Origin of the sequence: Micromonospora citrea (assembly GCF_049629545.1) — a bacterium.
Classification (GTDB): Bacteria; Actinomycetota; Actinomycetes; order Mycobacteriales; family Micromonosporaceae; genus Micromonospora; species Micromonospora citrea_A.
On record NZ_JBNADX010000007.1, the window covers coordinates 181,577 to 208,562 of the forward strand.

Consider the following 26,986-nt stretch of genomic DNA (forward strand, 5'->3'; position numbering starts at 1 on the left):
GGCCTTGCCCCGGAAGTTACTGGCTAGTAACGTCGGAGCATGTCCATCGACTCGCGCCAGGTGGCGTCCGCGCTGCTGGAAGCCGTGCCCTTCGCCCGTACGCTCGACCTGGAGGTCGTCGAGGTCGCGCCGGAAGCAGGCGGCGGTGTCCGCGCCGTCGTCCGGCTGCCCGACTCGCCGGCCACCCACAACCACGTCGGCGGCCCGCACGCCGGGGCGATGTTCACCCTCGGCGAGACGGCCTCCGGGGCGGTGGTGATGGCCGCCTTCGGTCACCTGCTCGACCGCGCGGTGCCGCTGGCCGTCCGGGCGGAGATCGGGTACCGCAAGGTGGCGATGGGGCCGGTGCTGGCCACCGCCCGGCTCGGTCGCACCCCCGCCGACGTCATCGCCGAACTGGACGCCGGGCAGCGCCCCGAGTTCGACGTCGAGATCGAGATCCGCACCGAGGACGGCACCCCCACGTCGGCGATGACCGTGCTCTGGACCCTGCGCCCGCACCGCTGACACCGGCCGCCGCGCCCCGAAAGCGGTTTGTCCGGGCGATTCGCTGGATAGATTCCTCAGTGTGCTGGGTCTACCCGCTCACGTGACCGCCTGCCTCTTCGATCTCGACGGTGTGCTGACGCAGACCGCCAAGGTGCACAACGCCGCCTGGAAACAGACCTTCGACGCCTTCCTGGCGCGGCGGGCGGCGGCCACCGGCGAACCGTACCGCCCGTTCGACCCCGGCCCGGACTACAACCGGTACGTCGACGGCCGACCCCGCGCGGACGGCGTCCGCACCTTCCTCGCCTCACGCGGCATCGTGCTGCCCGAGGGGAGCCCCGACGACCCGCCGGACGCCGACACCGTCCACGGCATCGGCAACCGGAAGAACGTCGTCCTGCTGGACCGCATCCACCACGACGGGGTCGACGTCTACCCCGGCTCGGTGACGTACCTGCGGGCGGCGGTCGCGGCCGGACTGCGCCGCGCGGTCGTCTCGGCCAGCGCCAACTGCCGGGACGTGGTGGCCTCGGCCGGCCTGGAACCGCTGCTGGAGGCCCGGGTCGACGGCCTGGTCGCCCGCGCCGAGGGGCTGCGCGGCAAGCCGCACCCGGACACCTTCCTGGCCGGCGCGGCGCTGCTCGGCGTCGAACCGGCCGCCGCCGCCGTCTTCGAGGACGCCCTCGCCGGGGTGGCCGCCGGCCGGGCCGGCGGCTTCGGGTACGTGATCGGTGTCGACCGCGTCGGCCAGGCCGACGAGCTGCGCGCCCACGGGGCCGACATCGTGGTCACCGACCTCGCCGACCTGCTGAAGGGAGTGGCGGCATGATCCGCGAGCGCGCCTATCCGGTCGAGCCCTGGCACGTCCGGGAGACCCGGCTCGACATGGACGTGCTGGCCCAGTCCGAGTCGGTCTTCGCGCTCACCAACGGGCACGTCGGCCTGCGCGGCAACCTCGACGAGGGCGAGCCGCACGGCCTGCCCGGCACCTACCTCAACTCCTTCTACGAGCTGCGCCCGCTGCCGTACGCGGAGGCCGGCTTCGGCTTCCCCGAGTCGGGGCAGACCGTCGTCAACGTCACCAACGGCAAGCTGATCCGGCTGCTGGTCGACGACGAGCCGCTCGACGTCCGGTACGGCGAACTGCTCGCCCACGAGCGCATCCTCGACCTGCGCGCCGGCACCCTGCACCGCGAGATGCACTGGCGCTCCCCGGCCGGCCGCGAGGTGAAGGTGCGCAGCACCCGGCTGGTCTCCTTCACCCAGCGGGCGGTCGCCGCCATCAACTACGAGGTCGAAGCGGTGGACGGGCCGCTGCGGCTGATCCTCCAGTCCGAGCTGGTCGCCAACGAGACCCTGCCGGCGCAGAGCCGCGACCCCCGGGTGGCGGCCGTGCTGGAGTCGCCCTTGCAGGCCGAGGAGGAGCTGACCACCGACGACGGCGGGCTGCTCATCCACCGCACCAAGGTCAGCGGGCTGCGGGTGGCCGCGACCATGGGCCACGACATGCACGCCCCGGGCAAGACCACCATCGAGTCCGAGGGGTACGAGGACTGGGTCCGCACCACCATCGGCTGCGTGCTCCAGCCCGGCGAGAAGCTGCGGGTCGTCAAGTACCTCACGTACGGCTGGTCGAGCCGGCGGTCGCTGCCGGCGCTGCGCGACCAGGTCGGCGCGGCGCTCGCCGCGGCCCGGCTGGACGGCTGGGAAGGGTTGCGCCGCGAGCAGCGGCAGTACCTCGACGAGTTCTGGGACGCCGCCGACGTGCGCGTCGAGGGTGACCCGGAGGTGCAGCAGGCGGTGCGCTTCGGGCTGTTCCACGTGCTCCAGGCCGGCGCCCGGGCCGAACGGCGACCCATCGCGGCCAAGGGCCTGACCGGTCCCGGGTACGACGGGCACGCCTTCTGGGACACCGAGATGTTCGTGCTGCCGGTGCTCACCTACACCCAGCCGTCCGCCGTTCGGGACGCCCTGTACTGGCGGCACGCCACCCTGGAGCAGGCCCACGAGCGGGCCCGGACGTTGAACCTGCGGGGCGCGGCCTTCCCGTGGCGCACCATCGAGGGCCCGGAGTCGTCGGCGTACTGGCCGGCCGGGACCGCCGCCTTCCACGTCGCCGCCGGCGTCGCCGACGCGCTGCGCCGCTACGTGCTGATCACCGGCGACGAGCAGCTGGAGCGGGAGATCGGGCTGGAACTGCTGGTCGAGACGGCCCGGCTGTGGCGGTCGCTGGGCCACCACGACCGGCACGGCCGGTTCCACATCGACGGGGTGACCGGTCCGGACGAGTACACCGCGGTCAAGGACGACAACATCTACACCAACCTGATGGCGCAGCGGAACCTGCTCACCGCCGCCGAGTGCGCGATGCGCTTCCGGGACGAGGCGATTGACCTCGGGGTGACCGAGGAGGAGGCGGCCGAGTGGCGGGACGCGGCCAACGCCATGCATCTGCCGTACGACGAGGGCCTGGACGTCCACGAGCAGGTCGAGGGCTTCACCCGGTTGCAGGAGTGGGACTTCGGGCACACCCCGCCGGAGAAGTACCCGCTGCTGCTGCACTACCCGTACTTCGACCTGTACCGCAAGCAGGTGGTCAAGCAGGCCGACCTGGTGCTCGCCATGCACTGGCGCGGGGACGCCTTCACCCATGTCGAGAAGCTGCGCAACTTCCTCTACTACGAGCGGCGCACCGTCCGGGACTCGTCGCTGTCGGCGTGCACCCAGGCCGTGGTGGCCGCCGAGGTCGGCCATCCCGAGCTGGCCCATCGCTACCTGCGCGAGGCCGCGCTGATGGACCTGCACGACCTGAACGAGAACACCCGCGACGGCGTGCACATGGCCTCGCTGGCCGGGGCGTGGATCGCGCTGGTCGCCGGGTTCGGCGGGTTGCGCGACCACGACGGGACGCTGTCCTTCTCACCCCGGCTGCCCAGCCGGCTGAGTCGGCTGGAGTTCTCGTTGCAGTGGCGGTCGATCCGGCTGAAGGTGGACGTCCGCCCGCACCAGACCACGTACTCGGTGCGCAACGGCGGTCCGGACACGGCGGTCGAGCTGCGCCACCACGGCGAGCTGGTCCGGGTGACCTCCGCGCTCCCGGTCACCCTCCCGGTCCCCACCCCGGATCCACCCGGCCCGGCACCCGAGCAGCCCCTCGGCCGAGCCCCCCTGATGCACCTCCCGGAAACCCGCGCCTGACAGCCCCGCCCGCCACCGCGGTCGATCATGAAGTTGGCGGCGGTGTGGATCTCTCCGGCTGCCGCCAACTTCATGATCAACGCATGTGGTGGGCGGTGGGTCAGAACTGGCGGCCGTTCGAGGGGCGGCCGGCGGCGTCACGCGGGGTCATCGCGCGCGGGTCGTCGGCCGTACGGGCCTGGGCCGCCTCGTCCGCCCAGTCACGGTTGCGCTCGGCGTCCTGTTCGTGACGTTCCTGCTCGGCGGTACGGGTCTGCTGGCGGGACTTCCGCTCGGCCATGGCGATCCTCGCGATCCGTCGGGGCGCGGCTGCGCCGGTGCTGAGGTCACCCCGGGCCTTCCCGCTCGCCCCGCACGCAAACGACGCCGGTCACGGCTGGAGGTGGCGCGCGAAGGCGAGCCGCAGGTGGTTCTTCGGCCGGGACCCGACGATCGACCCGACCACCTCGCCGCCGGCGAAGATCAGCAGGGTGGGCAGTGACATCACCCCGTACGCCCGGGTGGTCGCCGGGTTCTCGTCGGTGTTCAGGGTGGCCACCAGCAACTGGTCGCCGAACTCACCGGCCAACTCGGTGAGGCTGCGGGAGACCGCCACGCATGGCGGGCACCACTGCGCCCAGAAGTCCACCACCACCGGCCGGTCGGCGGCCAGCACCGTGTCGGCGAAGGTGGCGTCCGTGACGACGGTCAGCCGTCGACCTTCCGTTTCCTGAAGCATGTGTCCTCCCGATCCGCGATGGCCTGGGCGAGTTGGTCGTGCAGTTGCCGCCGTACCGCCCCCAGCCGGTCGAGGTAGGCGTCCACCTCGGCGAGCTTGCGGCGCAGCACGGCGACCGAGTCGGGGCAGACGTCGCCGGAGGCGTGCCCGGCGCGCAGGCACGCCACGAACGGGCGGATGTCGTCCAGGTCGAAACCGACCGCCAGCAAGGCGCGGATCTCGTGGACGACCCGCAGCTCAGCCTCGTCGTAGACCCGGTAGCCGTTGGCCGACCGCCGGGGCCGGACCAGCCCACGCGTCTCGTAGTACCGCAGCGTGCGGGTGCTCGTACCGGCCCGTTCCGCCAGCTCACCGATCAGCATCCGACCTCCTCGCCCCCCCCGGTCCCGGCCGTCACGCTAGACCTTGTCGCCGGTGTCAGGGCAAGGGATAACGCGCCGCCCCGGCGGGTAACCGCAGCGGGCCGTCACCCGGGTGGCGGGCCCGTCACCAGGTGGTGGGACAGCGGACGGAGTGGAGGCACGGCATGGCTACTCGCGGGCAGGTGACCATCCCGGTCGGCGCGGCCGGTCTGCCGGCCGACATCGACGGACCGGACGACGCCACGGGGGTGGTGCTCTTCGCCCACGGCAGCGGCAGCTCCCGGCACAGCCCGCGCAACGTGGCGGTGGCCCGGACGCTCCAGCGCCGCGGGTCGGCCACCGTCCTGGTGGACCTGCTCACCCCCGAGGAGGACGAGGTCGACGCGGTCACCGCCGAGCTGCGGTTCGACATCGGCATGCTCGCCGAGCGGCTCGCCGGGATCGTCGACTGGCTCGGCGCCGAGCCGTCGCTGGGACGGCTGCCGGTGGGCCTCTTCGGCGCGAGCACCGGCGCGGCGGCGGCGCTGGTCGCAGCGGCGGCCCGTCCCGAGCGGGTGGCTGCGGTGGTCTCCCGGGGCGGCCGTCCGGACCTGGCCGGGTCGGCCCTGTCGGCGGTACGCGCGCCCACGCTGATGCTGGTCGGCGGCCTCGACGAGCAGGTGATCACCCTGAACGAGCAGGCCGCCGCCGCGCTGACCGCCCCGCACGAGCTGCGGATCGTGCCCGGCGCCACGCACCTCTTCGAGGAGCCCGGCACCCTGGAACAGGTCGCCGACGCGGCCGGCGACTGGTTCACCACCCACCACACCCTCCCCGCCTGATCCCACCCGCAGCCCCGTCCCATGCCGCCGCCCCGCATCCCCCTCCCCTCCCCTCCCCGGGACACCTGGCGCGCAACTGCGCGCCACCTGCCCGTCCGACGTGCAGTTTCAGAGAAAGAGTGGCCATTCCACGCGGAATGGCCACTCTTTCTCTGAAACTGCGCCCCCAGGGGCGGGGGGGTTAGGCGGGGGGTGGGGTGGTGGCGCGGCGTTCGCGGTGGCGTTGGACGGTGTCGACCACCCGGTAGGTGACCGCGGCGATCGGCACCGAGACGAAGGCGCCGGCGATGCCGGCGATCAGCGTGCCGGCGGTGACCACCACCAGGATCACCGCGGGGTGCAGCTGGACCTGCCGCTTCATGACCAGCGGTTCCAGCAGGTTGCCCTCGATCTGCTGTACGGCGATCACCGCGGCCAGGACCAGCAGCGCCGTGGCCGGGCCCTTCGCGGCCAGCGCCACCAGCACGGCGATCGTCCCGGCCACCGTCGCCCCGATGATCGGCACGAAGCCACCGAGGAACGTGATCAGGGCCAGCGGCAGGGCCAGCGGCACCCGGAGCACCACCAGGGCCAGTCCGATGCCGATCGCGTCGATCGCCGCGATGATCATCGTGCCCCGGCTGTACGCGCCGAGCGTGTGCCAGCCGGCCCGCCCCGCCTCGGCGGTCACCTCGTGGTTCGGGCCGGTCAGCCGGCGCAGCACCCAGCGCCACATGGTGCGGCCGTCCTTGAGCAGGAAGAACAGCAGCACCAGGGCGAGCAGTGTGGAGCCGGCCACCTCGGCGGCCGTCCGGGCCCCGCCGACCGGGTCGAAGCTGCCGCCGAAGCCGGAGCGCACCTGCTGGATGAGCTTGTCCAGTTGGGCGTCGCTGATCGGCAGCGTGGTGGTGACGAAGTCGCGGCTGCGCTGAAGGCCCTTGCCGAGCTCCTGGCTCAGCTCTTCGAACTGCGCGGCGGTCAGGTTCCACACCAGCACGCCGACGCCGACCAGGATGCCGAGCAGCAGCAGGAGGGTGAGCAGCGCGGCCAGTGCCGCCGGCACCCGCAGCCGACGCAGGCCCGACCGTACCGGGTCGAGCAGCGCGGTCAGGAAGAGCGTCACCGCCAGGGCGATGGCCAGCGGCGCGAGCAGCACCGCCACCTTGCCCAGCAGGTAGAGCCCCGCCACCACGACCACCAGGCAGGCGCTCCACACCACGGCGCTGCGGACCAGCCAGGGCAGCGCCGCCCACGCCTGTCGCGGCTCCGGCCGGGCACCCGCCGCGCTCACCTCGGGCGTACGCCCGTCACCGTTCTCGACCACGTCGGCCCTCCTTGGTGTCGCCGGGTCGATACCCGACGGTGACCGTAGCGACACCCGTCACGCCGGGTGGGCGAATCCGGGCGAGAGGGCGGCGCGACCTCGAGCGTCGGTGTTTGCGCCACCGACCCGAGGGAAGGCAGATACGTGACGAGATGAGGAGGACGCCCGTGAGTGACTTCATGGACAAGGCCAAGGACTTCGCCGACAAGCACGACAAGCAGGTCGACCAGGGCCTGGAGAAGGGCGGCGACTACGCCGACCGTCGTACCGGCGGCAAGCACGACGAGCAGATCGACAAGGGCGTCGACATGGCGCAGGCGCGTACCGGTGAGGGCGACCAGGGGCGCTGACCTCGTACGTCCGCTGCCGGGTCACCCGTGAGGTGGCCCGGCAGCGCTGTGTCCGGGGGTCGGTGGTCTGGTCAGCATCGACCACTCTCGCTACCATCCGCAGTCGGGACATGACTCGCTGTCGAGTCGTGTCCGGACCGGTCCGCCCGGCGCGGCGCGCCGCCGACGAGAGGGAGCCACCCCGGTGACCGACACATCCCAGGCCACGATCCCGCAGCGCTACCCGTTCAGTGACCCCCATCGCCTCGACGTCGACCCCCGGTACGCCCTGCTGCGCCGCGAGGAGCCGTTGACCCGGATCCGGATGCCCTTCGGCGAACCGGCCTGGCTCGCCACCCGGTACGCCGACGTGCGGACGGTGCTGGCGGACCCGCGGTTCAGCCGGGCCGCCTCCGTCGGCCGGGACCAGCCCCGCAACACCCCCCGCCAGGCCGACGAGGGCATCCTCGCGATGGACCCGCCGGAGCACACCCGGTTGCGCCGGTTGGTGGCCAAGGCGTTCACCGCCCGCCGGGTGGAGGAGCTGCGCCCGCGTACCACGGCGGTCGCCGACGAGCTGATCGACGGGATGCTCGCCGCGGGGCCGCCCGCCGACCTGGTCGCCCACCTGGCCACCCCGCTGCCGATCCGGGTGATCTGCGACCTGCTCGGCGTGCCCGTGTCCGATCAGGACCGCTTCCACGCCTGGTCGGAGGCGATCGTCTCGACCACCTCGCTGAGCCCGGAGACCGCCGAGAGCTACATCGACCAGCTGCTCGGCTACATGGCGGGGCTGATCGCGCAGCGGCGGGAGACGCCCACCGACGACCTGATCGGCGCGATGGTCCGGGCGCGGGACGAGAACGCCGACCGGCTCACCGAGGACGAGGTGATCCGGCTCGCCGCCGGACTGCTCGCCGCCGGTCACGAGACCACCGTCACCCAGATCCCCAACATGGTGTACGTCCTGCTGACCGAGGAGGGCGGCTGGGAGCGGCTGCGCGCCGATCCGACCCTGGTGCCGAGGGCGGTGGAGGAGCTGATGCGGTTCATCCCGCTCGGCGCGACCGCCGCCTTCCCCCGGTACGCCACCGAGGACGTCGAGCTGGGCGGGGTGCTGGTCCGGGCGGGTGAGCCGGTGGTCGTCTCGCTGCACTCGGCCAACCGGGACGAGCAGGTCTTCGCCGATTCCGACCGGCTGGACCTGGCCCGCGAGGCCAACCCGCACCTCGGCTTCGGACACGGCGTGCACCACTGCATCGGCGCGCAGCTCGCCCGGATGGAACTCCAGGTGGTGCTGGAGACGCTGCTGCGGCGTACCCCGGGGCTGCGCCTCGCGGTGCCGGTGTCGGAGCTGACCTGGAAGAGCGGCCTGCTGGTCCGCGGCCTGACCGCCATGCCGGTGCAGTGGTGAGCGGGGAGGATCCGGGCGGCTGGCGGGTGTTCGTGGACTCGACCCGGTGCATCGGGTCGGGGATCTGCGCGGGCGCCGCACCCGGGCACTTCGCGCTGGTGGGTGGGCTGTCCCGGCCGCTGAAGGAACAGGTCGACCCGGCGGACGAGGTGTTGGACGCCGCCGAGTCCTGCCCGATGGAGGCGATCATCGTGTCCGATGTGGAGGGCAGCCGGATCGCGCCGGAGCCGTGACCCGGACCACGGACGGCCACGTCCCGGGTGAGCCGGGGCGTGGCCGTCCGTGCCGGCGCGGGTCAGTGCTGCTGCTTCTCGCGCAGCTCCCGCATCGAGGTCGGGCGGCCGCTGAGCGCGTCGCGCATCCGGTCCACCAGGCCGGTGCCGGGGGCGAGCAGCTTGTTCGCCGGCGGGTGGTCCGGCGCGGTCGGGTGCGGTCGGGTCGGCGCGGACTTCTTCGCGGCCTGCACCTTGCCGGCCAGCTCGACCAGTTCCTCCTGCGCGACCGCGGCTCGCAGGCGGGGGAACAGGTCCGACTCCTCCTCCTGGACGTGGTGGCGGATCGTGCTGGTGAGGTGGGCCAGCAGCTCGTCGAAGCGAGCGTCGGAGGGGTCCAGCGACTCCAGCTCCTTCATGGTCCGCTCGGCGTCGGCGTGCTCGGTGATCTCGTGGTCGGCGATCTGGTCGCCGTCCGGCAGCGCCTTGCGGGCGGCCGGGTAGACGTACGCCTCCTCGGCGACGGAGTGGCGGACCAGTTCGGCGATGACCACGTCGGCCAGCTGCCGGCGGCGCTCCGGGGTGCCCTGCCGGGTCTCCAGCTCGACGAAGATCGCCTCGACCTCGCGGTGGTCGGCCATCAGAACGTCGACGACGTCCTGATGCGTGGTCTCGTGATGGCTCATGTCGTGCCTCCTACCGGTGCGGACGGTTCGGCTCTGCCGAGGCTCTACCCCGAGGTGGGGGACCGAACCCACCGTCACCGGATCCGGCGTCGGTGACGTCGTCGCCCCGGCGGCCGGGGCGAACGGGTCGTGCGCACCGTTGTCGGCACCGTCGCCCTGCCGTACGCTTCTGCTCGGCCCGCCCTCACGGTCTCCAGTGAGGAGCAGTCATGCCCTTGAACCGCCTGTTGACCCTCGGGGTCAGCGCGGGCGCGGCGGTCGTGCTGAGCGTGCCGACGGTCGCCGTCCCTGCCTCGGCAGCCCCGTCCCACCACCGCACCGGCGGCAGCCTGGTGCTCGTCGGCGGTGCTCTCGCCGACGACAACGCGACCATCTACGGCGACATCGTCCGGCTGGCCGGCGGCCCCGGCCGGGCCCGGATCGGCATCTTCACCGCCGCCGCCCCGGTGCCGTCGGAGGATCCCGACGCCGGCACCCCGGACTGCAACAACAGCGTCTGCAACGGCGACTACTACGCGGCCCTGTTCGAGAAGTACGGCGCGGCCGACGCACAGTGGATCCCGATCGACCTGGACCGTCCGGCCGCTGCGGACGACCCGGCCGTGGTCCGGCAGATCGAATCGATGACCGGCTTCTTCTTCGGCGGCGGCGACCAGTACCGCTACGTCACGACGATGACCCGGGGCGAGGCGCAGCGGGACTCGGCCGCCCTGGCGGCCGTACGCAGGAAATTGCGCGGCGGCGCGGTGGTCGCCGGCACCAGCGCGGGCGCCCAGATCATGGCCGGCCGCGACATGATCACGGGCGGCTCTACCGAGCCGGGCCTACGGGACGGCGCGAAGCCGGGTTACTTCGACGACCCGGGCGTGCTCGGGTACCTGCCCAAGGGGGGCTTCGGCTTCTTCACCGAGGGTCTGCTGGACACCCACTTCTCCCGCCGGGGGCGGGAGGCGCGTTCGATCCGGCTCGCCTCCGACACCGGGCACGACCGGGTGTTCGGGCTGGACGAGAACACCGCGCTGGAGGTGACCGGGGTCGGTGGCCGGCACCGGTCGCTGCGGGTGCTCGGCCAGCGCGGGGTGAGCGTTCTCGACCTGCGCCGGGCGTCCTTGACCAGCACGGACGGTGTCTGGGGCATCGAGGGGGTGCGGTGGAGTCGGTTGACCGAGGGTGACCGCTACCGGGCCGAGCGCTGGCAGCCGGTGGTCGCGGCGGGCAAGGAGCGGGTCGTCCCGGCCGCCGGCCCGTGCACGGTGCCGCCGTCGGACGACGTGTTCTACGACTACGCCCTGGTCGGGCTCGCCGAAGGGTTGGTCGACCGGGCCGGCTGCGCCTCGACCTCCGGCACCTCCTACGAGAAGGACCCGCAGTTCGCGGCCGAGGTGACCCGTGGGCGCGGCTTCGCCGGCTACCGGGTCGGGGAGACGACCTCCTTCGTCGGCGCGGTGATCGGCATCCGCCCGGCCTGACCGGTGGGCCGCCCCGGTCCCCGGACCGGGGCGGCCCGTCACCAATGTGGACGGATGACACCGCCGCCGATCGTCATCGCGCTGTAACAGAAGTTACGTCTTGAGCAGTGAACTTAATAGATGTAACTTCTGTTTCATCGATCCGTGGCCCCTCGGAGGTGCCCATGTCCCCCTTCCGCAACCGCCGCCGCCTGTCGGTGGTGGCCGCCGCCGCCGTCCTGACCACCCTGGCCCCGGTCGGGGTCACCGCCGCCCACGCCCAGGTCACCCGGATCCGGCAGGGCAGCGCCACCGACGTGTCCCGGGCCGCCTGGTCCGGTCCGGCGTACACGATGAACGGTTCGGGCGGCATCGTCACCGCCACCATGACCCGGGCGATCGACGCGATCCGGGGCGGCACCGGCGCGATCGACGTGGTGGTGATCGCCGCCTCCGGCACCACCACCCCGGAGTGCGACGTGATCACCGACCTGGCCGGGGTGAACTCCTGCACCACGCTCACCCTGACCGCCGCCCGGGACGGCAACGACGCGCAGGTCAACACCGACATCCGCAACGCCGAGTTCGTCTACTTCGCCGGCGGCAACCAGTGCAACTACGTGGCCTGGAAGGGCACCGCGCTGGAGGCGTCCGTCGAGTCCGTGGTGGCCAAGGGCGGCGGGGTCGGCGGCGGCAGCGCCGGGCACCACGTCAACAGCGACATCGTGTACGACGCCTGCGCCGCCAGCACCACCTCGGCGACCGCCCTCGACGACCCGTACCACCGCTCGCTGACCTTCACCACCGGCATGTTCCGCTGGCCGCACTACGCCGACACGGTCAACGACTCGCACTTCGTCGAGCGGGACCGGATGGGGCGCACGATGGCCTTCGTGGCCCGGGCGATCAAGGACGGTCGCACCAGCGGCGGTAAGGCGTGGGGCGTCGGGGTGGACCGCGACTCCTCGCTCTACCTCGACCGCAACGGCCTCGCCACGCTCAGCGGCGGCAGCGCGTACGTCGTGCTCGGCGACCACCAGCCGGAGGTGGCGGTGGCCGGTCAGCCGCTCACCTACGCCAACTTCAAGATCTGGAAGCTGACCAACGGCCAGACGTACGACTTCGCCAACCGGCCGACCTGCGGCTACTACCTGAAGAGCGTGAACGCCGGCATCCCGAGCAGCAACCTCTACAGCGGCACCCCGGTCACCGACTGCACGACGCCCCCACCGCCCCCGCCCGGTGGCGGCAGCTTCACCGAGGTGGAGCCGAACGACTCCCGCAGCGCCGCGAACGACGTCTCCGGCAACACCTACCCGCTCACCGTCACCGGCGACATGAAGAGCAGCAGCGACCGGGACTACTTCGCGCTCACCCTCAACAGCAAGCAGAAGCTGACGGTGGCCTGCGCGGTGCCGACGGCGTACGACGCCGACATCTACCTGCTCGACTCGGGCGGCAGCACGGTGACCCGCTCGGTGAACGACGGGGCGGGCGTCGACGAGTCGGCCAGCCTCACCCGCAACACCTCCGGCACCGGCACGTACTACCTGGACGTGGAGGCGTACTCCGGCTCCGGCACCGCCGACTACACCTGCACCCTCACCAAGTCCTGACTCGCACCCCCCGGCGGGCGCGGAGCGGGCTCGGTCCCGCTCCGCGCCCGGCTACGCTCAGCGCGTGTCGAACCCCGATCTTGTCGATGAGCCGCACGGCGTGGGAGTCGCGGCGCTGATCCGGCAGCGGCTCGGTGAGTGCAGTCCGGCTGAGCGACGGGTGGCCCGGACGCTGCTCGCCGCGTACCCCTCGGCCGGTCTGGGCACCGTCGCCGCGCTCGCCGAGCGGGCCGAGGTCAGCGCCCCCACCGTGCTGCGCTTCCTGGCCCGGCTCGGCTTCGGCGGGTACCCGGAGTTCCAGCGGGCGTTACGCGACGAACTGGCCGAGCGGGAGACCTCCCCGCTGTCGGCGTACCGGGCGGCGGAGCGCACCGGGTCGCCACCGGAGGGCGCGCTGCCCCGCGCCGCCGCGACCCTGCCCGAGGCGGTGGCCGGCACGCTGGCCGAGCTGCCCCAGGGTGAGTTGGACGCCGCGGTGCGCCTCTTCGCCGACCAGCAGTTGCGGGTCACCGCGGCCGGCGGCCGCTTCTCGGGGCTGCTCGCGCACTACCTGGTGCTGCACCTGATGCAGGTACGCGGTGGCAGCCGGCTGCTCCCGGCGACCCCGGTGGAGCGCACCGACATGCTGGTCGACGTGGGCCGGCGGGACCTGTTCGCGCTCTTCGACTTCCGCCGGTACGAGGAGCCGACGCTCGCGCTGGCCCGGGAGGTCACGGCGCGGGGCGCGAAGGTCGTGCTGTTCACCGACCGGTGGCTCTCGCCGGTGGCGGGACTGGCCGAGGTGGTGCTGCCCAGCCGGGTCGAGTCGCCCTCGCCGTACGACAGCTTCGTGCCCGCGTTGGCCCTGGTGGAGACCCTGGTGGCGGCCGTGATCGACCGTCTCGGGCCGGTCGCCGGCACCCGGCTCAAGGCGATGGAGGCGGCGCAGCAGACCTACGGGAGCGCCTGAGGTTCGTTACAGAAAATCGTAACCCCGCCGAAACCGTAACGTGCGTTACAGTCCGGGGGCTGGTTCGTTCTGGCCCCCGGAAGGACACCTCATGCGCATCCGCCACTTCGCCCTGGTCGGCGCGACCACGGCCCTCCTGTTCGCCACCGCCGCCTGCGGCGGCACCACCACCTCCGAGTCGGGCGGCGGTGACGTCACGCCGGTCTCCGTCACCATCGACGGCGTCGGCGCGGTCACCACCGACACCGCGCTGGCCGGGAAGGTCCCGGCCGACGTGCGCGCCCGGGGCACGATCACCGTGGCGACCAACGCCCCGTACCAGCCGTTCATCGACTTCAAGGTCGAGGGGAAGAACGACGAGTTCAAGGGCCTCGACTTCGACCTCTTCCAGGCCGCCAGCGCCCGGCTGGGCCTGAAGGCCACCTTCAGCCAGCAGCCGTTCGACGGCCTCGTCCCCGGGTTGCAGGCCGGCAAGTACGACGCCATCGCCGGGGGCATCACCGACAAGAAGGAACGCCAGCAGGTCGCCACCTTCGTCGACTACTCCGCCTCCGGCACCGGCTTCCTGGTCCGCACCGGCAACCCGGCCGGCGTGCGGACCGTCGCCGACCTCTGCGGCCGGACCGTCGCCGTGCAGAAGGCCAGCAACCAGGCGAAGAACCTCGCCACGTACGCCAAGGACAGCTGCGCCGGCAAGGCGATCGAGGTCAAGGAGTACCCGGAGAACCCGCAGGCGGTGCAGGCGCTGATCGCCGGCAACGTCGAGGTGGTCGCCGCCACCCGGGTCAACCTGGTGGACACCGCCGCCACGCTCGCCGGCAAGGCCGAGCTGGTGGCCGACCCGTCCGCCCCCAACGGCTGGCTGGCCAGCCCGAACGGCTTCGGCTTCCTGAAGGCGAACAAGGAGTTGGCCGAGGCGTACCGGGCGGCCGTGCAGAGCCTGATCGACGACGGCACCTACGGCAAGATCCTCGCGCAGTGGAAGCAGACCCCGATCGCCGTCGAGAAGGCCACCATCGACCAGGCCATCGACTGACCCGGCGGACCACCACCCCCTCCAGACCGCGGTCGCCGGACGCCCTCCGACTCCGTGAGGGCGGGCCCGGAGAGGCGTCCGGCGACCGCCGCACTTCCGCCGCAGGAGGCACCGCAATGACGAGCGACACCGAGACCGTACGGGTCGTGCCCGTACGCCACTACGGGCGCTGGCTGACCGCGCTGCTCGTGGTCGGGCTGACCGTCCTCTTCGTCCGGGCGCTGCTGGACAGCCCCAACCTCGAACCCGGCACGGTCCGGGAGTACCTGTTCAAGGACTACGTCCTCGACGGCGTGGTCACCACGCTCTGGCTGACCCTGTTGGCGATGGTGCTCGGCACCGTCGGCGGGGTGGTGCTCGCCGTGATGCGGCTGTCGGCCAACCCGGTGCTGCGCGGCGTCTCCTGGGCCTTCATCTGGGTCTTCCGGGGCACCCCGCTGCTGGTCCAGATCATCTTCTTCGGCTTCCTCGGGGCGCTGATCCCGCGGCTCACCCTGACCGTGCCGTTCACCGGCACCGTCCTGTTCGACAAGCCGACCAGCGTCGTGGTGACCGGCACGGTCGCCGCCGTCCTCGCCCTGTCGCTCAACGAGATGGCGTACGCCGCCGAGGTGATCCGCGGCGGCATCCTCGCCGTCGACGCCGGGCAGACCGAGGCCGCCGCCGCGCTCGGGATGAGCCCGGCGCTCACCCTGCGCCGGGTGGTGCTGCCCCAGGCGATGCGGGTCATCATCCCGCCGATGGGCAACGAGACCATCACCATGCTGAAGTCCACCGCCCTGGTGTCGATCATCGCCGGCCGGGACCTGATGACCGCCGTGCAGACCGTCTACCAGAACAACTACAAGGTCATCCCGCTGCTGGTGGTGGCCGCCATCTGGTACCTCGCCCTGGTCAGCCTGCTGTCGGCCGGCCAGTGGCTGATCGAGCGGCGCTTCGGCCGCGGCTTCGCCCGGGGAGGCGTCCGATGACGGTGACCGACGCGACGACGAGGACCGCGACCCGGCCCATGGTGCGGGCCGAGGGCGTGACCAAGCGGTACGGCCCGGTCGAGGTGCTCAAGGGCATCGACCTGACCGTCGCCCCCGGCGAGGTGACCTGCCTGCTCGGCCCCTCCGGCTCCGGCAAGTCCACCTTCCTGCGCTGCATCAACCACCTGGAACGGATCGACGGCGGCCAGCTCTGGGTCGACGGGGACCTCGTCGGGTACCGCCGGCACGGCGACAGGCTGTACGAGCTGAAGGCCCGCGAGGTGGCCCGCCGCCGCCGGGACATCGGCATGGTCTTCCAGCGCTTCAACCTCTTCCCGCACCTCACCGCCCTCGCCAACGTCATCGAGGCCCCGGTGCGGGTGCTCGGCACCCCGAGGGAGCGGGCGAGGGCCGAGGCGTCACGGCTGCTGGAGCGGGTCGGCCTGGCCGACAAGGCCGGCAACTACCCGGGCCAGCTCTCCGGCGGCCAGCAGCAGCGGGTGGCGATCGCCCGGGCGCTCGCCATGCACCCGAAGCTGATGCTCTTCGACGAGCCCACCTCGGCGCTCGACCCGGAACTGGTCGGCGACGTGCTCGACGTGATGAAAGGGCTCGCCGCCGACGGCATGACCATGGTGGTGGTGACCCACGAGATGGGCTTCGCCCGCGAGGTCGCCGACAACGTCGCCTTCCTCGACGGGGGAGTGGTCGTCGAGTCCGGCACCCCGGCCCAGGTGCTCGGCGACCCGAAGCACGAGCGCACCCGCGCCTTCCTGGACAAGGTGCTCTGATGGATGCCCTGCTCACCGCGGCCGGCGACCGGCTCGGGGCGTACCACGAACGGCTGGCCCGACTGGTGGCCGTGGACACCGGCTCGGGCCAGGCGCCGGGGCTGCGGGAGGCCGCCGACCTGGTGCAGACCTGGTGCCTGGCGGCCGGCATGGCGGTCGAGCGGGAGGCGGTCGCAGACCCGGCCGGAGCGCCCCTCGGCGACGTGCTGGTCGCCCGCCGGCGTGGGCGGGGCCGACGACGCATCCTGCTCGCCGGTCACCTGGACACCGTCTTCCCACCCGGGACGGCCGCCGCCCGGCCACTGCGGATGCACGACGGGCGGGCGTACGGGCCTGGGGTCAGCGACGACAAGGGCGGCCTGCTCGCCGGGCTCGCCGCCGTCGAGGTGCTGGCCGCGCTGGGCCGCGAGGAGTACGCCGAGCTGGTGCTGGTGTGCACCCCGGACGAGGAGATCGGTTCCCCGGGCAGCCGCCCGCTGCTGCGTACCCTCGGATCCGAGGCCGACGTGGCCCTCTGCCTGGAGTGCGCCCGCGACAACGGCGACCTGGTGTCGGCGCGCAAGGGCGTCGCGGACCTGGAGATCACCCTGCGCGGCCGGGCCGCGCACGCCGGCATCGAACCGGAGCGCGGGGCGAACGCGCTGCTCGCCGCCGCCCGGCTCACCGTCGCGCTGGACGCGCTCAACGGGCGCTGGTCCGGGGTCACCGTCAACGTCGGGGTGCTGGAGGCCGGCGGTCGGCCCAACGTGGTCGCCGACCGGGCCCGGATGCTGGTCGACCTGCGGGCCTGGCGGACCGCCGAGTACGCCGCCGCGCTCGCCGAGATCCGCCGGCTGGTCGCGGAGCCGGCCGTCACCGGGGTACGCGCCGAGCTGGCCGTGCACGCGCCCACCCCGCCGTGGGAGCCCGGCCCCGAGGACCGTTGGCTGACCGAGCTGGCCGGCAAGGTCGGCGCGGGGCTCGGGGTGCCGGTCTCGCACACCGCCACCGGCGGCTGCGCCGACGCCAACCTGCTCGCCGAGGCGGGCGCGACGGTGCTCGACGGGCTCGGCCCGGTCGGCGGGGACGACCACAGCCCGACCGAGTGGCTGGACCTGGACTCGGTGGTCCCCCGGGTGGCGCTGCTCGCCGGCCTGATCGACGAGGTGGCCCGCCGCTGATCCGGGGAACGACGCGAGGGCCGGTCTCCCCGTTCGGGGAGACCGGCCCTCGTCGGTCACACGTGGATCAGGAGCTGTAACCGCGGCCCGCGATCCAGTTGGCCAGCTCGGTGACGTCCATCCAGTACTCCGGGGCGTCCGGAGCGGCCGGGTCGGAGATCTTCACCGTGTTGCCGTCGTCCTTGTACTCGACCACGGTCAGGTAGTGACCGGGGTAGCTGTGCTCCTTGCCGTCGACGTCGACCGCGCCGCCGAGGATGTTGGCGACGACCGGCTCACCGGCGTCCACCGCGGCCTTCACGTCGGCCCGCAGCCGCTCGACCTGCTCCTTCGAGGCCTCGTCACTGCTGATCTCGGTGGTCTTGTACTTGCCGCCGGTGTACTCGTTCAGCACCCGGGTGATGTCGATCGCCGAGTCGGTGCCGTTGACGGTGGTGCCCAGCTTGTCGGCCAGCTCGTCCTGGCTGACCGCCTTGCCGTCGGCCGACAGCGCGATCCGCGTCGACGCCGGGCCGCAGTAGTAGAAGTTCGGCTGCGCCTCGTACTCGTAGCCGGCCTTGCGCGCGCCCTTGCCCTTCTCGGACACGACCGACGCGGCCGCCTTCTCGGCCGGCGTGGCCTGCGCGGCCATCGCGGGGCCGGCGATGGCGCCACCCGCCATGACCAGGCCGGCGACGGAGAGCATGCCGTTGCGGATGCTGATGTTCATGTCGAAGCTCCGTTCGGGGGTTGACGCCCGCGTCACTCCGGACGCGCACGCAGCACCTTCAGGGCGCTCGGATTCTCAGGGGACACGGCGGCGGGGCTCTCGGCCCTCCACTCACCGCCGGAGGTGACGACCGGTGGCCCCGGGCCGTCGCGGCCCGTCCGCCGTGCTGCTCGGTCGTACGCAGGGTGTAACGACCGGGGGTGGGCGGTGATTCCGCCGGGCGGGTGGCACCGGTCACCGTCCGCGACCGGACGCCAGGGCACGAACGCCGTACGGCGGGCGCGGGATCGGGCGGCGTTGGGTCAGGCGGTCAGGAACCGGACACCGGGGGCAGACTGCCCATCAGGCGCGTCACGGCGATCTCGATGACGACCCGCTCGGGATTCGGCCGGGGCTGCCGGTAGCGCTCGGCGTAGCGGCGTTCCGCCTCGGCCACCGACTCCGGATCGGTGCGCAGCACCGCCCGTCCCTCGATGGTGAGCCACCACCGGCCGTCGACGTGACACACCGCCACCGGGGTGCCCTCCGGGCCGGCGGCGGCCACCTGCCGGGCCTTCGCGGAGCCGCCCGAGGTGATCACCCGGGCGATCCCGGTGTCCGGGTCGAAGGTGGCCCCGACCGGGACCACGTGCGGGGTGCCGTCCGCGCGCAGCGTGGTCAGCGTGGCCAGGTGCCGCTCCCGGCAGAAGGCGACCACCCGCACGTCGTGCGGGTCCAGCCGATGACCGCCTGCCATGTCGTCCCCCGTCTCCCCGCCGCCGGTGCCCACCGGCCCCGCCGCACCGCACGCCGGCTGGCTGATCTCCGGCTGCCGCATGCCGGCCGCCGAGCCGTGGCGTCACGGGCACACGGCTCCGACCGATCATGGCACGGGACGGCGTACCCGGCTCCGGCCAGGAGGATTGTCCGGCTGCTCGGGCAGCCCTCGGGTGGCGGTCCGCCGCTGACGGGCCAGCCGGGTCAGGTAGATCAGCGCACCGGCGAGGACCCCGATGTCGTCCAGGTAGATCGGGTCGGGCAGCACGTCGACCGGGAAGACCGTGTAGATCAGCGCGCCGTAGAAGGCCACCTTGCCGCCCACGCCGAGGCTGCCGAGCATCCGCCGGGCGCGGACCACCCGGACGGCCAGCAGCACCGCGCCGACCAGCGTCGCCAGCGCCAGAACGCCGCCGATGACGACGAGCACCACCGTCTCCCGGGACATCCCGTCACGCTAACCCACCCGCACCCGAGGGGGCGGGCGGGAGCCGGCCGGGTGGGTCAGTAGGCGGGGACGGGGGCGCGGCCGCGGGCGGTGGAGGCCGGCTCGCGGATCGGCTCGGCGACGGGGCGCCGGGTCTCCGGCATCGGCACCACCGACTCGACCTCCTCCGGCCGGCGGTCGAGCGCGGCGAACGCCTCGGCGCGCAGGCTGCGCGCCGCCGCCGCGGCCAGCTCGGCCGCCCGCCACGCCTCACGCTCCCGCTCCACGGCGGCCCGGTGCCGGGCCGCCAGGTTGTCCCGGACCGCCCGGTGCAGGAGCAGCTCCTGCTCCACCGGGTGCCGGCGGGGGTCCCAACCGTTGCGGTGCGCGAAGACGTCGCTCAACTGCTCGACCGAGAGTTCCTTGCTCCAGTACGCGTCCAGCGCCGCCCGGTGCAGGAACCGCTCCCGGTCGGCGTACTCGGCCGGGGTCTGCGCGGTCTGCGGCAGGGGCATGGCGGCGGCGGCCGAGAGCCGGCGGACGTCCGCCTCGGCTGCCTCGTACGCCGCCCAGGCCGCCTCGACCTCCTCCTGCGCGGTCAGCCACCCGGCCCGGCACCGCTCGGCGGTGGCCCCGGCGCGCCGGGCCGCCACGGCGATCTCCTCGGCGTACCGGACGCGTTCCCGCTCCTCCTCGGCCAGCTCGACGTGACTGGGCAGCGCCGCCTGCCGGATCCGGCCGGCGACGGCGGAACGCAGCCACGCGGGGCGGGCCACCAGGGCACCCACGGCGACGGCCGCGACAGTGAGCAGGACCAGCCAGATCACGGCGGCGGCGGGGACGTCGGGCAGGACGGAGGAGAAGACGGTCTGCATCACCAGCACCTCACGGCGGGGATCGATGTGGACGACGAGCAGGTGCCCGGCGGGGGGCGACGTGGGGGCGCGGGTCGACGTACCCCTGAGGGGCCGCGACCATGCGCGCGGCGGCCGGCGCCCGGAGACGCCGCGGCGCTCAGCCGCGGGGCGGACCGCGCCGGCCGGTGGCGTCCCGGACCGGATCCGTCGCCGCCGCCGGGACCGTCGAGGCGGTCGGCTCGTCGGCGGGGACGGTGTCGCGCCGGGCCGGCAGCGGCCGGTCGGCGGGGGCGTCGGCGACCTGCTCGTCGGTCGACGGCCGGGAGGCGGTGGCCGGCAGCTCGGCCGCTCTGGAGATCGTCACGCCCGGGCCGACCGGGGCGGCGACGGCCGGACCGGCCGCCACGGCGCCGACGCCGACGGCGAGCACCAGAGCGGTCACCGCCAGCCGGGTGAGATCGCGAAGCGCGCGCAGCGTCGCCGTCCAGATCGGGCGGGAGGCGGCTACGGGCACGTCTCCAACCTATCGCCACCGCGCGGTCCGCGCAGCGTCACGACGGCGGCGATCGGGGTGACCCGGGCCACGGCGTGCGATGTGGACGGACTTCTCCCGAGGAGGGGGTGCGGACGGTGGGCAGCCGCCGGATGCATCGACGAGGACGAGAATGGCAGAAAGAGCGACGGCCCACCCGGAGCGTTGCCGGGTGGGCCGTCGTGGTCGGGTCAGCTCAGCGGTCGCCGCCGAGCACCGGTGGCGCGGTCGTGCCGCCGTCACCCCACACCATCTCGTCCTCGGTGAGCCAGGTCATCCGCTCGTCGGTGTCGTCCTCGCCGTGCTGACCCCGACCGCCGATCACGCCGTTGCGACCCGCCCCGCCCGCCGTGGCGGCCCGGTTCGCCGAGCCGGCGCCCGCACCCGGCCGGCCGCCGTTACCGCCCGCGCCGAGCTGATTGGAGGCCAGCCGGCCGGTGCCGGCCGCGGAGCGGTTCTCCATGCCGGTCGGGGTACCGGGGCGGCTCGGCGTGGTGGCCGCCGCCCGGCCGCCCGAGGAGGCCAGCGCGCCGGTGCCGAGCACCCCGCCGGCCACGAGCCCGGCCGCCCCGAACATCGAGCCCGAGCCGGTGCCCGGCCCGCCGGTCGTCGTGGGGCTCGCCCCGGCCAGGCCGGAGCCACCGCCCACCCCGCCGGCGCCGGCGAGCGAGGTGCCGGTGCCGGCGTCGATCACGCCCGGACCGCCCGTCGTGGATCCGACGGTGCCCGTGCCGCCCGTGCCCGTGCCGCCGCCGGACCCGGTGCCCGGGCCCTGGGACACACCGCCCGCGGTGGTGGCGGTGGCGCCGCCGCCGGGCCCGAAGCTCCCCGTGGTCGGCGCGGACGCCGGGCTGTTCACCGCCGGTCCGTGCTGCGCCGGCACGCCACTGCGGTCGGCGTCACCGGGCAGCCGCGTGGGCGGGGCCGGCGGGTCGACGATCCGCCCGTAACGGGCGACCTCGTAGCCGGCCGCCAGGTCGGCGACCACCTCCACCATCCGCTGGTGGGCCTTCTCCTGCTCGGCCTTGTCCTGCTGGTGGCCCATGATGCCGCCGACGATCATGCCCGGCACACCGAGCAGCGCGCCCTTGGTCGCCCCGTCGATCGCCTTGTCGTGGTCGTCGGTCGCCTCGGGGCTCTCCGCCTTCTGCTGCGCGGTGCGCAGCTGGCCGGCCATCAGGTTGAGCGCCTGCCGCACGTCGGCCGTGCCCTCGGCGAGCTCGGTGGAGTAGCGCACCACCAGCGACAGCCGGTCGTGGAACTCGCGGGCCGCGTCCCCCGTCCAGGTGGGGGCCAGCTTCTCGAGGTCGGCGTCGAGGTCGCGGGCCAGGCCGTCGAGGGTGTCCCGCAGCGAACTCCACTGGCTGGCCAGGCCCTCCACCTGCTGTGGGTCACCGGCACGCACCGCGTCGTAGAGCTCGCGGTGGCTCACGTGCTGGTAGCGCTGGGTGTACTCAGACACTGCGGTCCCCCCGCTCCTTGAGCGCCTCGTTCACCCCGTTCAGCGCGGCGTCGATGTCGCTGGCGTTGGCCGCGTTGCGCGCCTCGGTGGTGCGGTAGTTCGTCATGATCGTGTTGGTGGCGGCCCGGGACGCCTCCACCGCGCGGCGCAGCCGCCCCACCCGCTCTGCGTAGCTCGCCTGGATCTCGCTGTAACGGCGGGCGTTGCCGGTGCCGTCGGTGAAGGTGCCGAGAGCCGGCGGGCGGCACTGCAACTCGGTGTTCAGCTTCTTGAGGGCCGCCTCGGCCTGGGTCAGCCGGTCCGCCAACCGCTGGTGAAAGTCCTCCAAGGACAGTACGTCGACTGTCGTACGCCCGGTCATGGCAGCATCCCCGTTGTCCATAGTCGATACCGTCGGCCTCAGGTTAGTCGACCGGTGCCAGCCCGGGCGACCCGCCGACGTGCCGCCCCCGCTCAGCCGCCCTGCGCCGGTGACTCCGGGGCCTCGCCCGGCGCCGACGGCGACGGGCTGCCCGCCTCGTCGCCCGGCGCGAAGTAGGCCAGCGCGTCCTGGCGTTCCAGGGTCGGGCCGGTGGGCACGAGCGAGAGCAGCGACGCCGGCACCACCAGCGGCTTCACCCCGCCGTACCCGAGGGCGGCCACCGCGTCGCCGGAGCGCTTGCCCAGCGGGTACCGCACGCCCTGTGGGGTGATCAGGTAGACCGTCGCGCCGGCCGCCGGCTCCGTGCCCTCGCCGGCGCCCGGCGCGGCCTGCACCAGCGCGCCCCGGCCGCCCGGCAGCAGCACCTCGTCGGCGGTCTCGACGGCGTCGCGCGGGCCCTGCCGTGCCGCCGTCACCCCGTCCGAGTCGGCGAGTTCGGCCGGCGCCCGGTCGAAGACCTCCAGCGTGGTGGTCGGCGGGCCGCCACCCGGGCCGGACCGGTAGGTCGCGCAGATCACCGACTGGCCGGGACGGACCGCGCGCAGCGCGGGCAGCGTCCGCAGCGTCCCCTCGGCCTCCAGCCGCTCGTCGGTCAGCAGCCGGCCGGCCTCGTCCGGCGTGATGTCGGTGACCTGGCCGCCGTCGCTCTGCAACAGCAGCGCGCTGACCTCGCCGATCGAGACCAGGCCGTCCCGGGTCAGCACGTAGTGCTCGCCGGCGGCCCGGAACACGTCGCCGACGCGCGCCTGCCGACCGCCGACCGTCCGGCCGCTCGGCGCGCCGTCACCCTCGATCCCGAGCTGCCGCAGCGCCGGGCCGGCCGGCACCGCGTTGAGCAGCGGCGCGCCCACGTCGAGGGTGGTCGCGTTGGTCATCTTCAGCGCGGCGAGCGCCGGGTCGCCGCCGACGATCTGCGCCCGCGCGCCGTTGGCCAGCAGGAACCGCTGCCCGCCGCCGCGCACCAGCACCGCCTCGTCGCCCAGCGGGGTGCCGCCGGAGATCGGCCGGTCGATCACCAGCCGGGTGGTCGAGCGCCGGGAGTCGCCCGGGTCCGGCACGTCGCAGACCGACCAGGGCAGACCGACCAGCGACTTTCGGTCCGGCAACGCGTCCGGGGCGCCGACGATGCCGACGGTACGACCGCGGGGCCGCTCGGCGATCGACGCGCGGGACATCGTCCGGACCGGCGCGTCGGCCTCGTTCAGGATGAGCCGCGCGGAGGTGTAGTTCAACGTCGGGTGCAGCACCCCGTCGGCGAACACGTACGTCGCCCCGGTCTCCCGCTCGATCACCAGCGTGTTCGTCTCCAGCGGCGCGGTGTTGCCGGTGAACTGGCCGTACGCCCCGGCGCCGCCGAGCACGATGGTGGCGGCGAGCACACTGCCGACCACGGCCATGCCGAGGCGCCGCATCGGGAGGTTGGTGGTCTCCGGGTCGCCGGAGAGCATCCCCGAGACGATGCGTCGGGTGACGAAGCGGTACGCCTGCACCTGATCGCGGCGGGTCCGCATGTTTGACCTCCGACGGGGACGGGTCCACGACGATCAGGGCTCAACTCCGTCGCGGGCTTCCCTACGATAAGGGCCGTCGGCGGGTCGACGGACCCCCGCCCGCCCACCGGCGGCGCACCCACCGGCGGATGCTCCACGATGTCCAGAAGGGACGCTCACCGATGACGCAGCTTGCGGCGCCACCCGGGCGTACGCCCACCACCCCGGCCGTCCCCGACGACCGTCCGGTGGTGCCGGCCGACCGGCGCGGTCGCGGACGGATCGGCCCGGTCGCGGTCGGCCAGCTCGTCCTGGTGGAGCTCTGCGCGCTCGCCGTCTGGGCGGCGACGGGCGGCCCGGGCTGGCTGGTGGGGGTCGTCGGCGGCCTGGCCGTGCTGGTGCTGGCGGCGACCTTCCTGCGCCGCGGTGGCCGCTGGTGGTACGAGGACCTGCTGCTGCGCCGCCGGCTGGGCCGCCGCCGCGACCAGGCGCGGGCCGCGGTCGCGGAGGGCAAGGTCGTCGACCCCCGACTGGCGGCGCTCACCCCCGAGCTGAGCGTGATCGAACTCACCGAGCGTGGCACCCGGCTCGGGATCGGGCAGGACGGCCGGGGCTGGTTCGCGGCGGTGGTGCTGACCGGCCGGCCCGGCGCGCCGGCCGGCTCGGTCGAGGCGGCCACGGTGGACCGGGTGCTGAGCGTGCTGGCGGACTTCTCCGGCCCGGTCACCCTCACCCAGGTCGTCTCGCACACCCTGGTCTGGTACCCGGCGCCCGGCGCGCCGCCGGCGGCCCACCGTACGGTCTGGGTGGCGCTGCGGCTGTCGGTGCCGGACGCCCGGACCGAGGCGGTGACCCGGGGTGGCGGGATGCACGGCGTGCACCGCACGGTGGCGGCCGGCATCGGCCGTCTCGGCAAGGCGCTGAATGCGGCCGGCCTGGGCCACCGGGTGCTCGGCCGGGACGAACTGCGGGCCGCGGTGGTCTCCGCCGCCGGCCTCGACCTGGCCCCGGCGGCCCCGGCCGAGACCTGGACCGGGCTGCGTGGCGGCGGCTGGACGCAGCGCTGCCTGACCCTGCGCAAGCGGCCCGGCGCGTCGCTCGGCACGCTGGTGGACGCGGTCACCGCCACCTCCGCCCCGTCGCACACGGTGGCGACGGTCGTGGTGCCCGGCGGGCGGCCGGTGCCGCCGCTGCTGCGCGTCGCCGCCCTCGACGGACACGTCGAGGCCCTGGTCAAGGTGGTACGCGACGTGGCCCGCCGGTGCGGGATCCCGGCCCGGCCGCTGGACGGCCAGCACGGGCCGGGGGTCTACGCCACCACGCCCGTCGCCACCGCGGCCGGGACGATCAGGGTCGGAGATTGACGATCCACCCGTAGAGGCCGCACACCCAGAACGCCAGCGGCACCACCGCGACGATCAGCAGGATCTCGACGATGTCCAGGACCCGGCCCCAGACCGGCGAGATCCGCTTGCCGGCCACGCTGAGCCCGTAGATCAGGCTGATCACCACGGTCAGCGCGACACCGCCGAGGACCAGGCCCAGCCGGGTCGACAGCGATCCACCGACGAAGGTCGCCCAGGCGGCCAGCGCCAGCCCGAGCGAGCCGGCGAAGAGCACCGGGGTGCGCTGTGCGCGTCCGATGAACGGCCGGGCGCGCAGCAGCGACAGCAGCGCCAGCACCAGGCAGAGCAGCACCGCCGGCAGTCGGCCGTTGCCGGCCAGCACGATCTGGCCGCCCAGCACCAGCAGCGACACCGTCCACAGCAGGCCGGTCAGGAACTGGTCGGCCCGCTCGCTCTGCCGCAGCACCCGCCGCCCGTCGACGGTCTCGGTGTCGGTCTTCAGGTCGTCCGGGCCGGTCGGGATGGAGGGCACCGGGAGCCGGGCCAGCCGGTAGGCGGTCATCGGCAGCGCCGGCAGGGTGGCGAACGCGACGGTGGCCACGATGGCGGCGGCCGCCGCCGCGCCCACGCCGAACGCCAGCGAGAGCAGCGCGCCGACGGCGGTCGCCGCGCCGACGGTGACGGCACCGAGGAAAAGCGGCATCCGGTCGCCCACGGCCAGTCCGGCGATCGCCCCGAACAGCACCACCGCGGTGCCCGCGAGCAGCACGTGCGGGCCGGCCAGCTCGCTGATCCCCCGGTCACCGGCCAGCACCAGCAGGCCGCCGACGGCCGCGTAGCCGACCCCGGCCATCGCCAGCACCGCGCCCGTCCGGCTGTCGCCGGCCGCCCGGGACAGCACCGCCGAGCCCACCATCAGCAGCACCGCCACCAGCAGGGCGGCCACCGCGCCGGGCAGCTGCGGCGGACCGGCGAACAGCGTCACCGCCGCGCCGACACCGAGCGCCGCCGCGGCCAGCAGCACCGAGAACGACCGGGTGGTGCCGACCTGCCAGGTGCCCGGACGCTGGTTGGTGGCGGTCGCCACCGCGTCCACCACGTCGTCGAAGACGATCTCCGGGGCGGCGGCCGAGCGCGGGTTGAAGTAGAGCACCTCGCCGTCGCGGACCCCGAGCTGCGCCGCGGTGCGGCCACCGTCGAGCGGTTGCCCGCCGAGCCGGGCCAGGCTCCAACCCCCGTGCCGTACGCCTTCGTCCGCCAGGTCCTCCCCGGCGTACCGGAGCAGGGTGGGCAGCAGGTCCGCCAGCGGCACGTCGGAGGGAAGGGCCAGATCCATCCTGGTCCGTGGTGCCACGATGGTGATCCGGCTCAGTCCACCGGTCGCCGACTTCGTCGCCACTGTGGCCTCCTCGTGCTCTCTCAGATCCACCTCGGCCGGCGGCTCGCCCCCGCGGGTCCACGACGCCCACGGGAGATTACCTAC

29 protein-coding genes are annotated in these 26,986 nt (G+C 73.8%); 15 read left to right on the forward strand and 14 right to left on the reverse strand.

Annotated features, from left to right (window positions below; all coding sequences use genetic code 11):
• Positions 1-39: 39 nt before the first annotated feature.
• The 3 genes from ACPFP2_RS10720 to ACPFP2_RS10730 all read left to right on the forward strand — a co-directional run bounded on the left by ACPFP2_RS10720 (position 40) and on the right by ACPFP2_RS10730 (position 3,687).
• Complete coding sequence (locus ACPFP2_RS10720; protein ID WP_424088505.1) at positions 40-507, forward strand: DUF4442 domain-containing protein; 468 nt, start codon at positions 40-42, stop codon at positions 505-507.
• Positions 508-568: 61 nt separating this feature from the next.
• Entirely contained in the window at positions 569-1,318 is a 750-nt protein-coding gene (locus tag ACPFP2_RS10725; RefSeq protein WP_424088507.1) for a beta-phosphoglucomutase family hydrolase, read from the forward strand.
• Entirely contained in the window at positions 1,315-3,687 is a 2,373-nt protein-coding gene (locus tag ACPFP2_RS10730; RefSeq protein WP_424088509.1) for a glycoside hydrolase family 65 protein, read from the forward strand. Before ACPFP2_RS10725 ends, ACPFP2_RS10730 begins: the two co-directional genes overlap by 4 nt.
• A 100-nt stretch (positions 3,688-3,787) precedes the next feature.
• Here the strand turns inward: ACPFP2_RS10730 and ACPFP2_RS10735 are convergent, their stop codons facing one another.
• From ACPFP2_RS10735 to ACPFP2_RS10745, 3 genes are all read right to left on the reverse strand, one after another.
• A complete protein-coding gene (locus ACPFP2_RS10735) occupies positions 3,788-3,967 on the reverse strand; it encodes a hypothetical protein (RefSeq protein ID WP_088977161.1) in 180 nt (59 codons plus the stop codon).
• 90 nt (positions 3,968-4,057) lie between these two features.
• Positions 4,058-4,405 (reverse strand): thioredoxin family protein, encoded by a 348-nt coding sequence (locus ACPFP2_RS10740; RefSeq protein WP_424088511.1) that lies wholly within the window; start codon positions 4,403-4,405, stop codon positions 4,058-4,060.
• Positions 4,375-4,767, reverse strand: coding sequence for a MerR family transcriptional regulator (locus ACPFP2_RS10745; protein ID WP_424088513.1), 393 nt, complete (start codon positions 4,765-4,767; stop codon positions 4,375-4,377). Before ACPFP2_RS10745 ends, ACPFP2_RS10740 begins: the two co-directional genes overlap by 31 nt.
• 164 nt (positions 4,768-4,931) lie before the next feature.
• On the opposite strand from ACPFP2_RS10745, the gene ACPFP2_RS10750 reads away from it, so the two are divergent.
• Positions 4,932-5,588 carry a dienelactone hydrolase family protein gene (locus ACPFP2_RS10750; protein ID WP_424088515.1) on the forward strand — a complete coding sequence of 219 codons (657 nt, stop codon included), beginning with the start codon at positions 4,932-4,934 and terminating at the stop codon, positions 5,586-5,588.
• Positions 5,589-5,769: 181 nt separating this feature from the next.
• Here the strand turns inward: ACPFP2_RS10750 and ACPFP2_RS10755 are convergent, their stop codons facing one another.
• Positions 5,770-6,891, reverse strand: a complete 1,122-nt coding sequence (locus ACPFP2_RS10755; protein WP_424088517.1) for an AI-2E family transporter — start codon at positions 6,889-6,891, stop codon at positions 5,770-5,772.
• Positions 6,892-7,058: 167 nt separating this feature from the next.
• On the opposite strand from ACPFP2_RS10755, the gene ACPFP2_RS10760 reads away from it, so the two are divergent.
• The 3 genes from ACPFP2_RS10760 to ACPFP2_RS10770 all read left to right on the forward strand — a co-directional run bounded on the left by ACPFP2_RS10760 (position 7,059) and on the right by ACPFP2_RS10770 (position 8,867).
• Complete coding sequence (locus ACPFP2_RS10760; RefSeq protein ID WP_424088519.1) at positions 7,059-7,241, forward strand: antitoxin; 183 nt, start codon at positions 7,059-7,061, stop codon at positions 7,239-7,241.
• Between the two features lie 184 nt (positions 7,242-7,425).
• Positions 7,426-8,634 (forward strand): cytochrome P450, encoded by a 1,209-nt coding sequence (locus tag ACPFP2_RS10765; protein WP_424088522.1) that lies wholly within the window; start codon positions 7,426-7,428, stop codon positions 8,632-8,634.
• The gene (locus ACPFP2_RS10770) at positions 8,631-8,867 is read left to right on the forward strand and encodes a ferredoxin (protein ID WP_424088524.1); all 237 of its coding nucleotides are present in this window, start codon (positions 8,631-8,633) and stop codon (positions 8,865-8,867) included. The genes ACPFP2_RS10765 and ACPFP2_RS10770 overlap by 4 nt, the downstream gene beginning before the upstream one ends.
• A gap of 62 nt (positions 8,868-8,929) precedes the next feature.
• Here ACPFP2_RS10770 and ACPFP2_RS10775 read toward each other — a convergent pair whose 3' ends face one another.
• Positions 8,930-9,532: a hemerythrin domain-containing protein gene (locus ACPFP2_RS10775; RefSeq protein WP_424088526.1), complete on the reverse strand. Its 603-nt coding sequence runs from the start codon at positions 9,530-9,532 to the stop codon at positions 8,930-8,932.
• Positions 9,533-9,741: 209 nt separating this feature from the next.
• On the opposite strand from ACPFP2_RS10775, the gene ACPFP2_RS10780 reads away from it, so the two are divergent.
• The 7 genes from ACPFP2_RS10780 to ACPFP2_RS10810 all read left to right on the forward strand — a co-directional run bounded on the left by ACPFP2_RS10780 (position 9,742) and on the right by ACPFP2_RS10810 (position 17,503).
• Positions 9,742-11,001 carry a cyanophycinase gene (locus ACPFP2_RS10780; protein WP_424088528.1) on the forward strand — a complete coding sequence of 420 codons (1,260 nt, stop codon included), beginning with the start codon at positions 9,742-9,744 and terminating at the stop codon, positions 10,999-11,001.
• 164 nt (positions 11,002-11,165) lie between these two features.
• Positions 11,166-12,596, forward strand: a complete 1,431-nt coding sequence (locus ACPFP2_RS10785) for a hypothetical protein (protein ID WP_424088530.1) — start codon at positions 11,166-11,168, stop codon at positions 12,594-12,596.
• 64 nt (positions 12,597-12,660) lie between these two features.
• Positions 12,661-13,545, forward strand: coding sequence for a MurR/RpiR family transcriptional regulator (locus ACPFP2_RS10790; RefSeq protein WP_424088532.1), 885 nt, complete (start codon positions 12,661-12,663; stop codon positions 13,543-13,545).
• Positions 13,546-13,636: 91 nt separating this feature from the next.
• On the forward strand, positions 13,637-14,581 hold the full coding sequence (locus ACPFP2_RS10795) for a transporter substrate-binding domain-containing protein (RefSeq protein WP_424088533.1): 945 nt from the start codon (positions 13,637-13,639) through the stop codon (positions 14,579-14,581).
• A gap of 116 nt (positions 14,582-14,697) precedes the next feature.
• Entirely contained in the window at positions 14,698-15,552 is an 855-nt protein-coding gene (locus ACPFP2_RS10800; protein ID WP_424088535.1) for an amino acid ABC transporter permease, read from the forward strand.
• Positions 15,549-16,343, forward strand: coding sequence for an amino acid ABC transporter ATP-binding protein (locus ACPFP2_RS10805; RefSeq protein ID WP_424088537.1), 795 nt, complete (start codon positions 15,549-15,551; stop codon positions 16,341-16,343). Before ACPFP2_RS10800 ends, ACPFP2_RS10805 begins: the two co-directional genes overlap by 4 nt.
• On the forward strand, positions 16,343-17,503 hold the full coding sequence (locus ACPFP2_RS10810) for a M20/M25/M40 family metallo-hydrolase (protein ID WP_424088539.1): 1,161 nt from the start codon (positions 16,343-16,345) through the stop codon (positions 17,501-17,503). Before ACPFP2_RS10805 ends, ACPFP2_RS10810 begins: the two co-directional genes overlap by 1 nt.
• A gap of 67 nt (positions 17,504-17,570) precedes the next feature.
• Here ACPFP2_RS10810 and ACPFP2_RS10815 read toward each other — a convergent pair whose 3' ends face one another.
• The 8 genes from ACPFP2_RS10815 to eccB form a co-directional block, all read right to left on the reverse strand.
• Positions 17,571-18,212 carry a C39 family peptidase gene (locus ACPFP2_RS10815; protein ID WP_424088541.1) on the reverse strand — a complete coding sequence of 214 codons (642 nt, stop codon included), beginning with the start codon at positions 18,210-18,212 and terminating at the stop codon, positions 17,571-17,573.
• Between the two features lie 310 nt (positions 18,213-18,522).
• Positions 18,523-18,948 (reverse strand): pyridoxamine 5'-phosphate oxidase family protein, encoded by a 426-nt coding sequence (locus ACPFP2_RS10820; protein ID WP_424088641.1) that lies wholly within the window; start codon positions 18,946-18,948, stop codon positions 18,523-18,525.
• Positions 18,949-19,074: 126 nt separating this feature from the next.
• Positions 19,075-19,416: a hypothetical protein gene (locus ACPFP2_RS10825; RefSeq protein ID WP_424088543.1), complete on the reverse strand. Its 342-nt coding sequence runs from the start codon at positions 19,414-19,416 to the stop codon at positions 19,075-19,077.
• Between the two features lie 56 nt (positions 19,417-19,472).
• Positions 19,473-20,270 (reverse strand): hypothetical protein, encoded by a 798-nt coding sequence (locus ACPFP2_RS10830; protein ID WP_424088545.1) that lies wholly within the window; start codon positions 20,268-20,270, stop codon positions 19,473-19,475.
• A 139-nt stretch (positions 20,271-20,409) separates the two neighbouring features.
• Positions 20,410-20,766 (reverse strand): hypothetical protein, encoded by a 357-nt coding sequence (locus ACPFP2_RS10835; RefSeq protein ID WP_424088546.1) that lies wholly within the window; start codon positions 20,764-20,766, stop codon positions 20,410-20,412.
• 214 nt (positions 20,767-20,980) lie between these two features.
• Positions 20,981-22,246, reverse strand: a complete 1,266-nt coding sequence (locus ACPFP2_RS10840) for a WXG100 family type VII secretion target (RefSeq protein ID WP_424088548.1) — start codon at positions 22,244-22,246, stop codon at positions 20,981-20,983.
• Positions 22,239-22,607 (reverse strand): hypothetical protein, encoded by a 369-nt coding sequence (locus ACPFP2_RS10845; protein ID WP_424088549.1) that lies wholly within the window; start codon positions 22,605-22,607, stop codon positions 22,239-22,241. Before ACPFP2_RS10845 ends, ACPFP2_RS10840 begins: the two co-directional genes overlap by 8 nt.
• A 92-nt stretch (positions 22,608-22,699) precedes the next feature.
• Positions 22,700-24,178: a type VII secretion protein EccB gene (gene eccB, locus ACPFP2_RS10850; protein WP_424088550.1), complete on the reverse strand. Its 1,479-nt coding sequence runs from the start codon at positions 24,176-24,178 to the stop codon at positions 22,700-22,702.
• Between the two features lie 161 nt (positions 24,179-24,339).
• Here eccB and ACPFP2_RS10855 point away from each other — a divergent pair, with 161 nt between their 5' ends.
• Entirely contained in the window at positions 24,340-25,521 is a 1,182-nt protein-coding gene (locus ACPFP2_RS10855) for a type VII secretion protein EccE (RefSeq protein ID WP_424088552.1), read from the forward strand.
• Here ACPFP2_RS10855 and eccD read toward each other — a convergent pair.
• A complete protein-coding gene (eccD, locus tag ACPFP2_RS10860; RefSeq protein WP_424088554.1) occupies positions 25,505-26,902 on the reverse strand; it encodes a type VII secretion integral membrane protein EccD in 1,398 nt (465 codons plus the stop codon). The genes ACPFP2_RS10855 and eccD overlap by 17 nt on opposite strands.
• Positions 26,903-26,986: the final 84 nt, after the last annotated feature.

What these genes read in the sequence shown, in the direction of transcription:
- ACPFP2_RS10720 (WP_424088505.1), top strand. Translation starts at nt 40, where the DNA reads ATGTCCATCGACTCGCGCCAGGTGGCGTCCGCGCTGCTGGAAGCCGTG.
- ACPFP2_RS10730 (WP_424088509.1), top strand. Translation starts at nt 1,315, where the DNA reads ATGATCCGCGAGCGCGCCTATCCGGTCGAGCCCTGGCACGTCCGGGAG.
- ACPFP2_RS10735 (WP_088977161.1), bottom strand. Translation starts at nt 3,967, where the DNA reads ATGGCCGAGCGGAAGTCCCGCCAGCAGACCCGTACCGCCGAGCAGGAA.
- ACPFP2_RS10740 (WP_424088511.1), bottom strand. Translation starts at nt 4,405, where the DNA reads ATGCTTCAGGAAACGGAAGGTCGACGGCTGACCGTCGTCACGGACGCC.
- ACPFP2_RS10745 (WP_424088513.1), bottom strand. Translation starts at nt 4,767, where the DNA reads ATGCTGATCGGTGAGCTGGCGGAACGGGCCGGTACGAGCACCCGCACG.
- ACPFP2_RS10750 (WP_424088515.1), top strand. Translation starts at nt 4,932, where the DNA reads ATGGCTACTCGCGGGCAGGTGACCATCCCGGTCGGCGCGGCCGGTCTG.
- ACPFP2_RS10775 (WP_424088526.1), bottom strand. Translation starts at nt 9,532, where the DNA reads ATGAGCCATCACGAGACCACGCATCAGGACGTCGTCGACGTTCTGATG.
- ACPFP2_RS10780 (WP_424088528.1), top strand. Translation starts at nt 9,742, where the DNA reads ATGCCCTTGAACCGCCTGTTGACCCTCGGGGTCAGCGCGGGCGCGGCG.
- ACPFP2_RS10785 (WP_424088530.1), top strand. Translation starts at nt 11,166, where the DNA reads ATGTCCCCCTTCCGCAACCGCCGCCGCCTGTCGGTGGTGGCCGCCGCC.
- ACPFP2_RS10795 (WP_424088533.1), top strand. Translation starts at nt 13,637, where the DNA reads ATGCGCATCCGCCACTTCGCCCTGGTCGGCGCGACCACGGCCCTCCTG.
- ACPFP2_RS10800 (WP_424088535.1), top strand. Translation starts at nt 14,698, where the DNA reads ATGACGAGCGACACCGAGACCGTACGGGTCGTGCCCGTACGCCACTAC.
- ACPFP2_RS10805 (WP_424088537.1), top strand. Translation starts at nt 15,549, where the DNA reads ATGACGGTGACCGACGCGACGACGAGGACCGCGACCCGGCCCATGGTG.
- ACPFP2_RS10810 (WP_424088539.1), top strand. Translation starts at nt 16,343, where the DNA reads ATGGATGCCCTGCTCACCGCGGCCGGCGACCGGCTCGGGGCGTACCAC.
- ACPFP2_RS10815 (WP_424088541.1), bottom strand. Translation starts at nt 18,212, where the DNA reads ATGAACATCAGCATCCGCAACGGCATGCTCTCCGTCGCCGGCCTGGTC.
- ACPFP2_RS10820 (WP_424088641.1), bottom strand. Translation starts at nt 18,948, where the DNA reads ATGGCAGGCGGTCATCGGCTGGACCCGCACGACGTGCGGGTGGTCGCC.
- ACPFP2_RS10825 (WP_424088543.1), bottom strand. Translation starts at nt 19,416, where the DNA reads ATGTCCCGGGAGACGGTGGTGCTCGTCGTCATCGGCGGCGTTCTGGCG.
- ACPFP2_RS10830 (WP_424088545.1), bottom strand. Translation starts at nt 20,270, where the DNA reads ATGCAGACCGTCTTCTCCTCCGTCCTGCCCGACGTCCCCGCCGCCGCC.
- ACPFP2_RS10845 (WP_424088549.1), bottom strand. Translation starts at nt 22,607, where the DNA reads ATGACCGGGCGTACGACAGTCGACGTACTGTCCTTGGAGGACTTTCAC.
- eccB (WP_424088550.1), bottom strand. Translation starts at nt 24,178, where the DNA reads ATGCGGACCCGCCGCGATCAGGTGCAGGCGTACCGCTTCGTCACCCGA.
- ACPFP2_RS10855 (WP_424088552.1), top strand. Translation starts at nt 24,340, where the DNA reads ATGACGCAGCTTGCGGCGCCACCCGGGCGTACGCCCACCACCCCGGCC.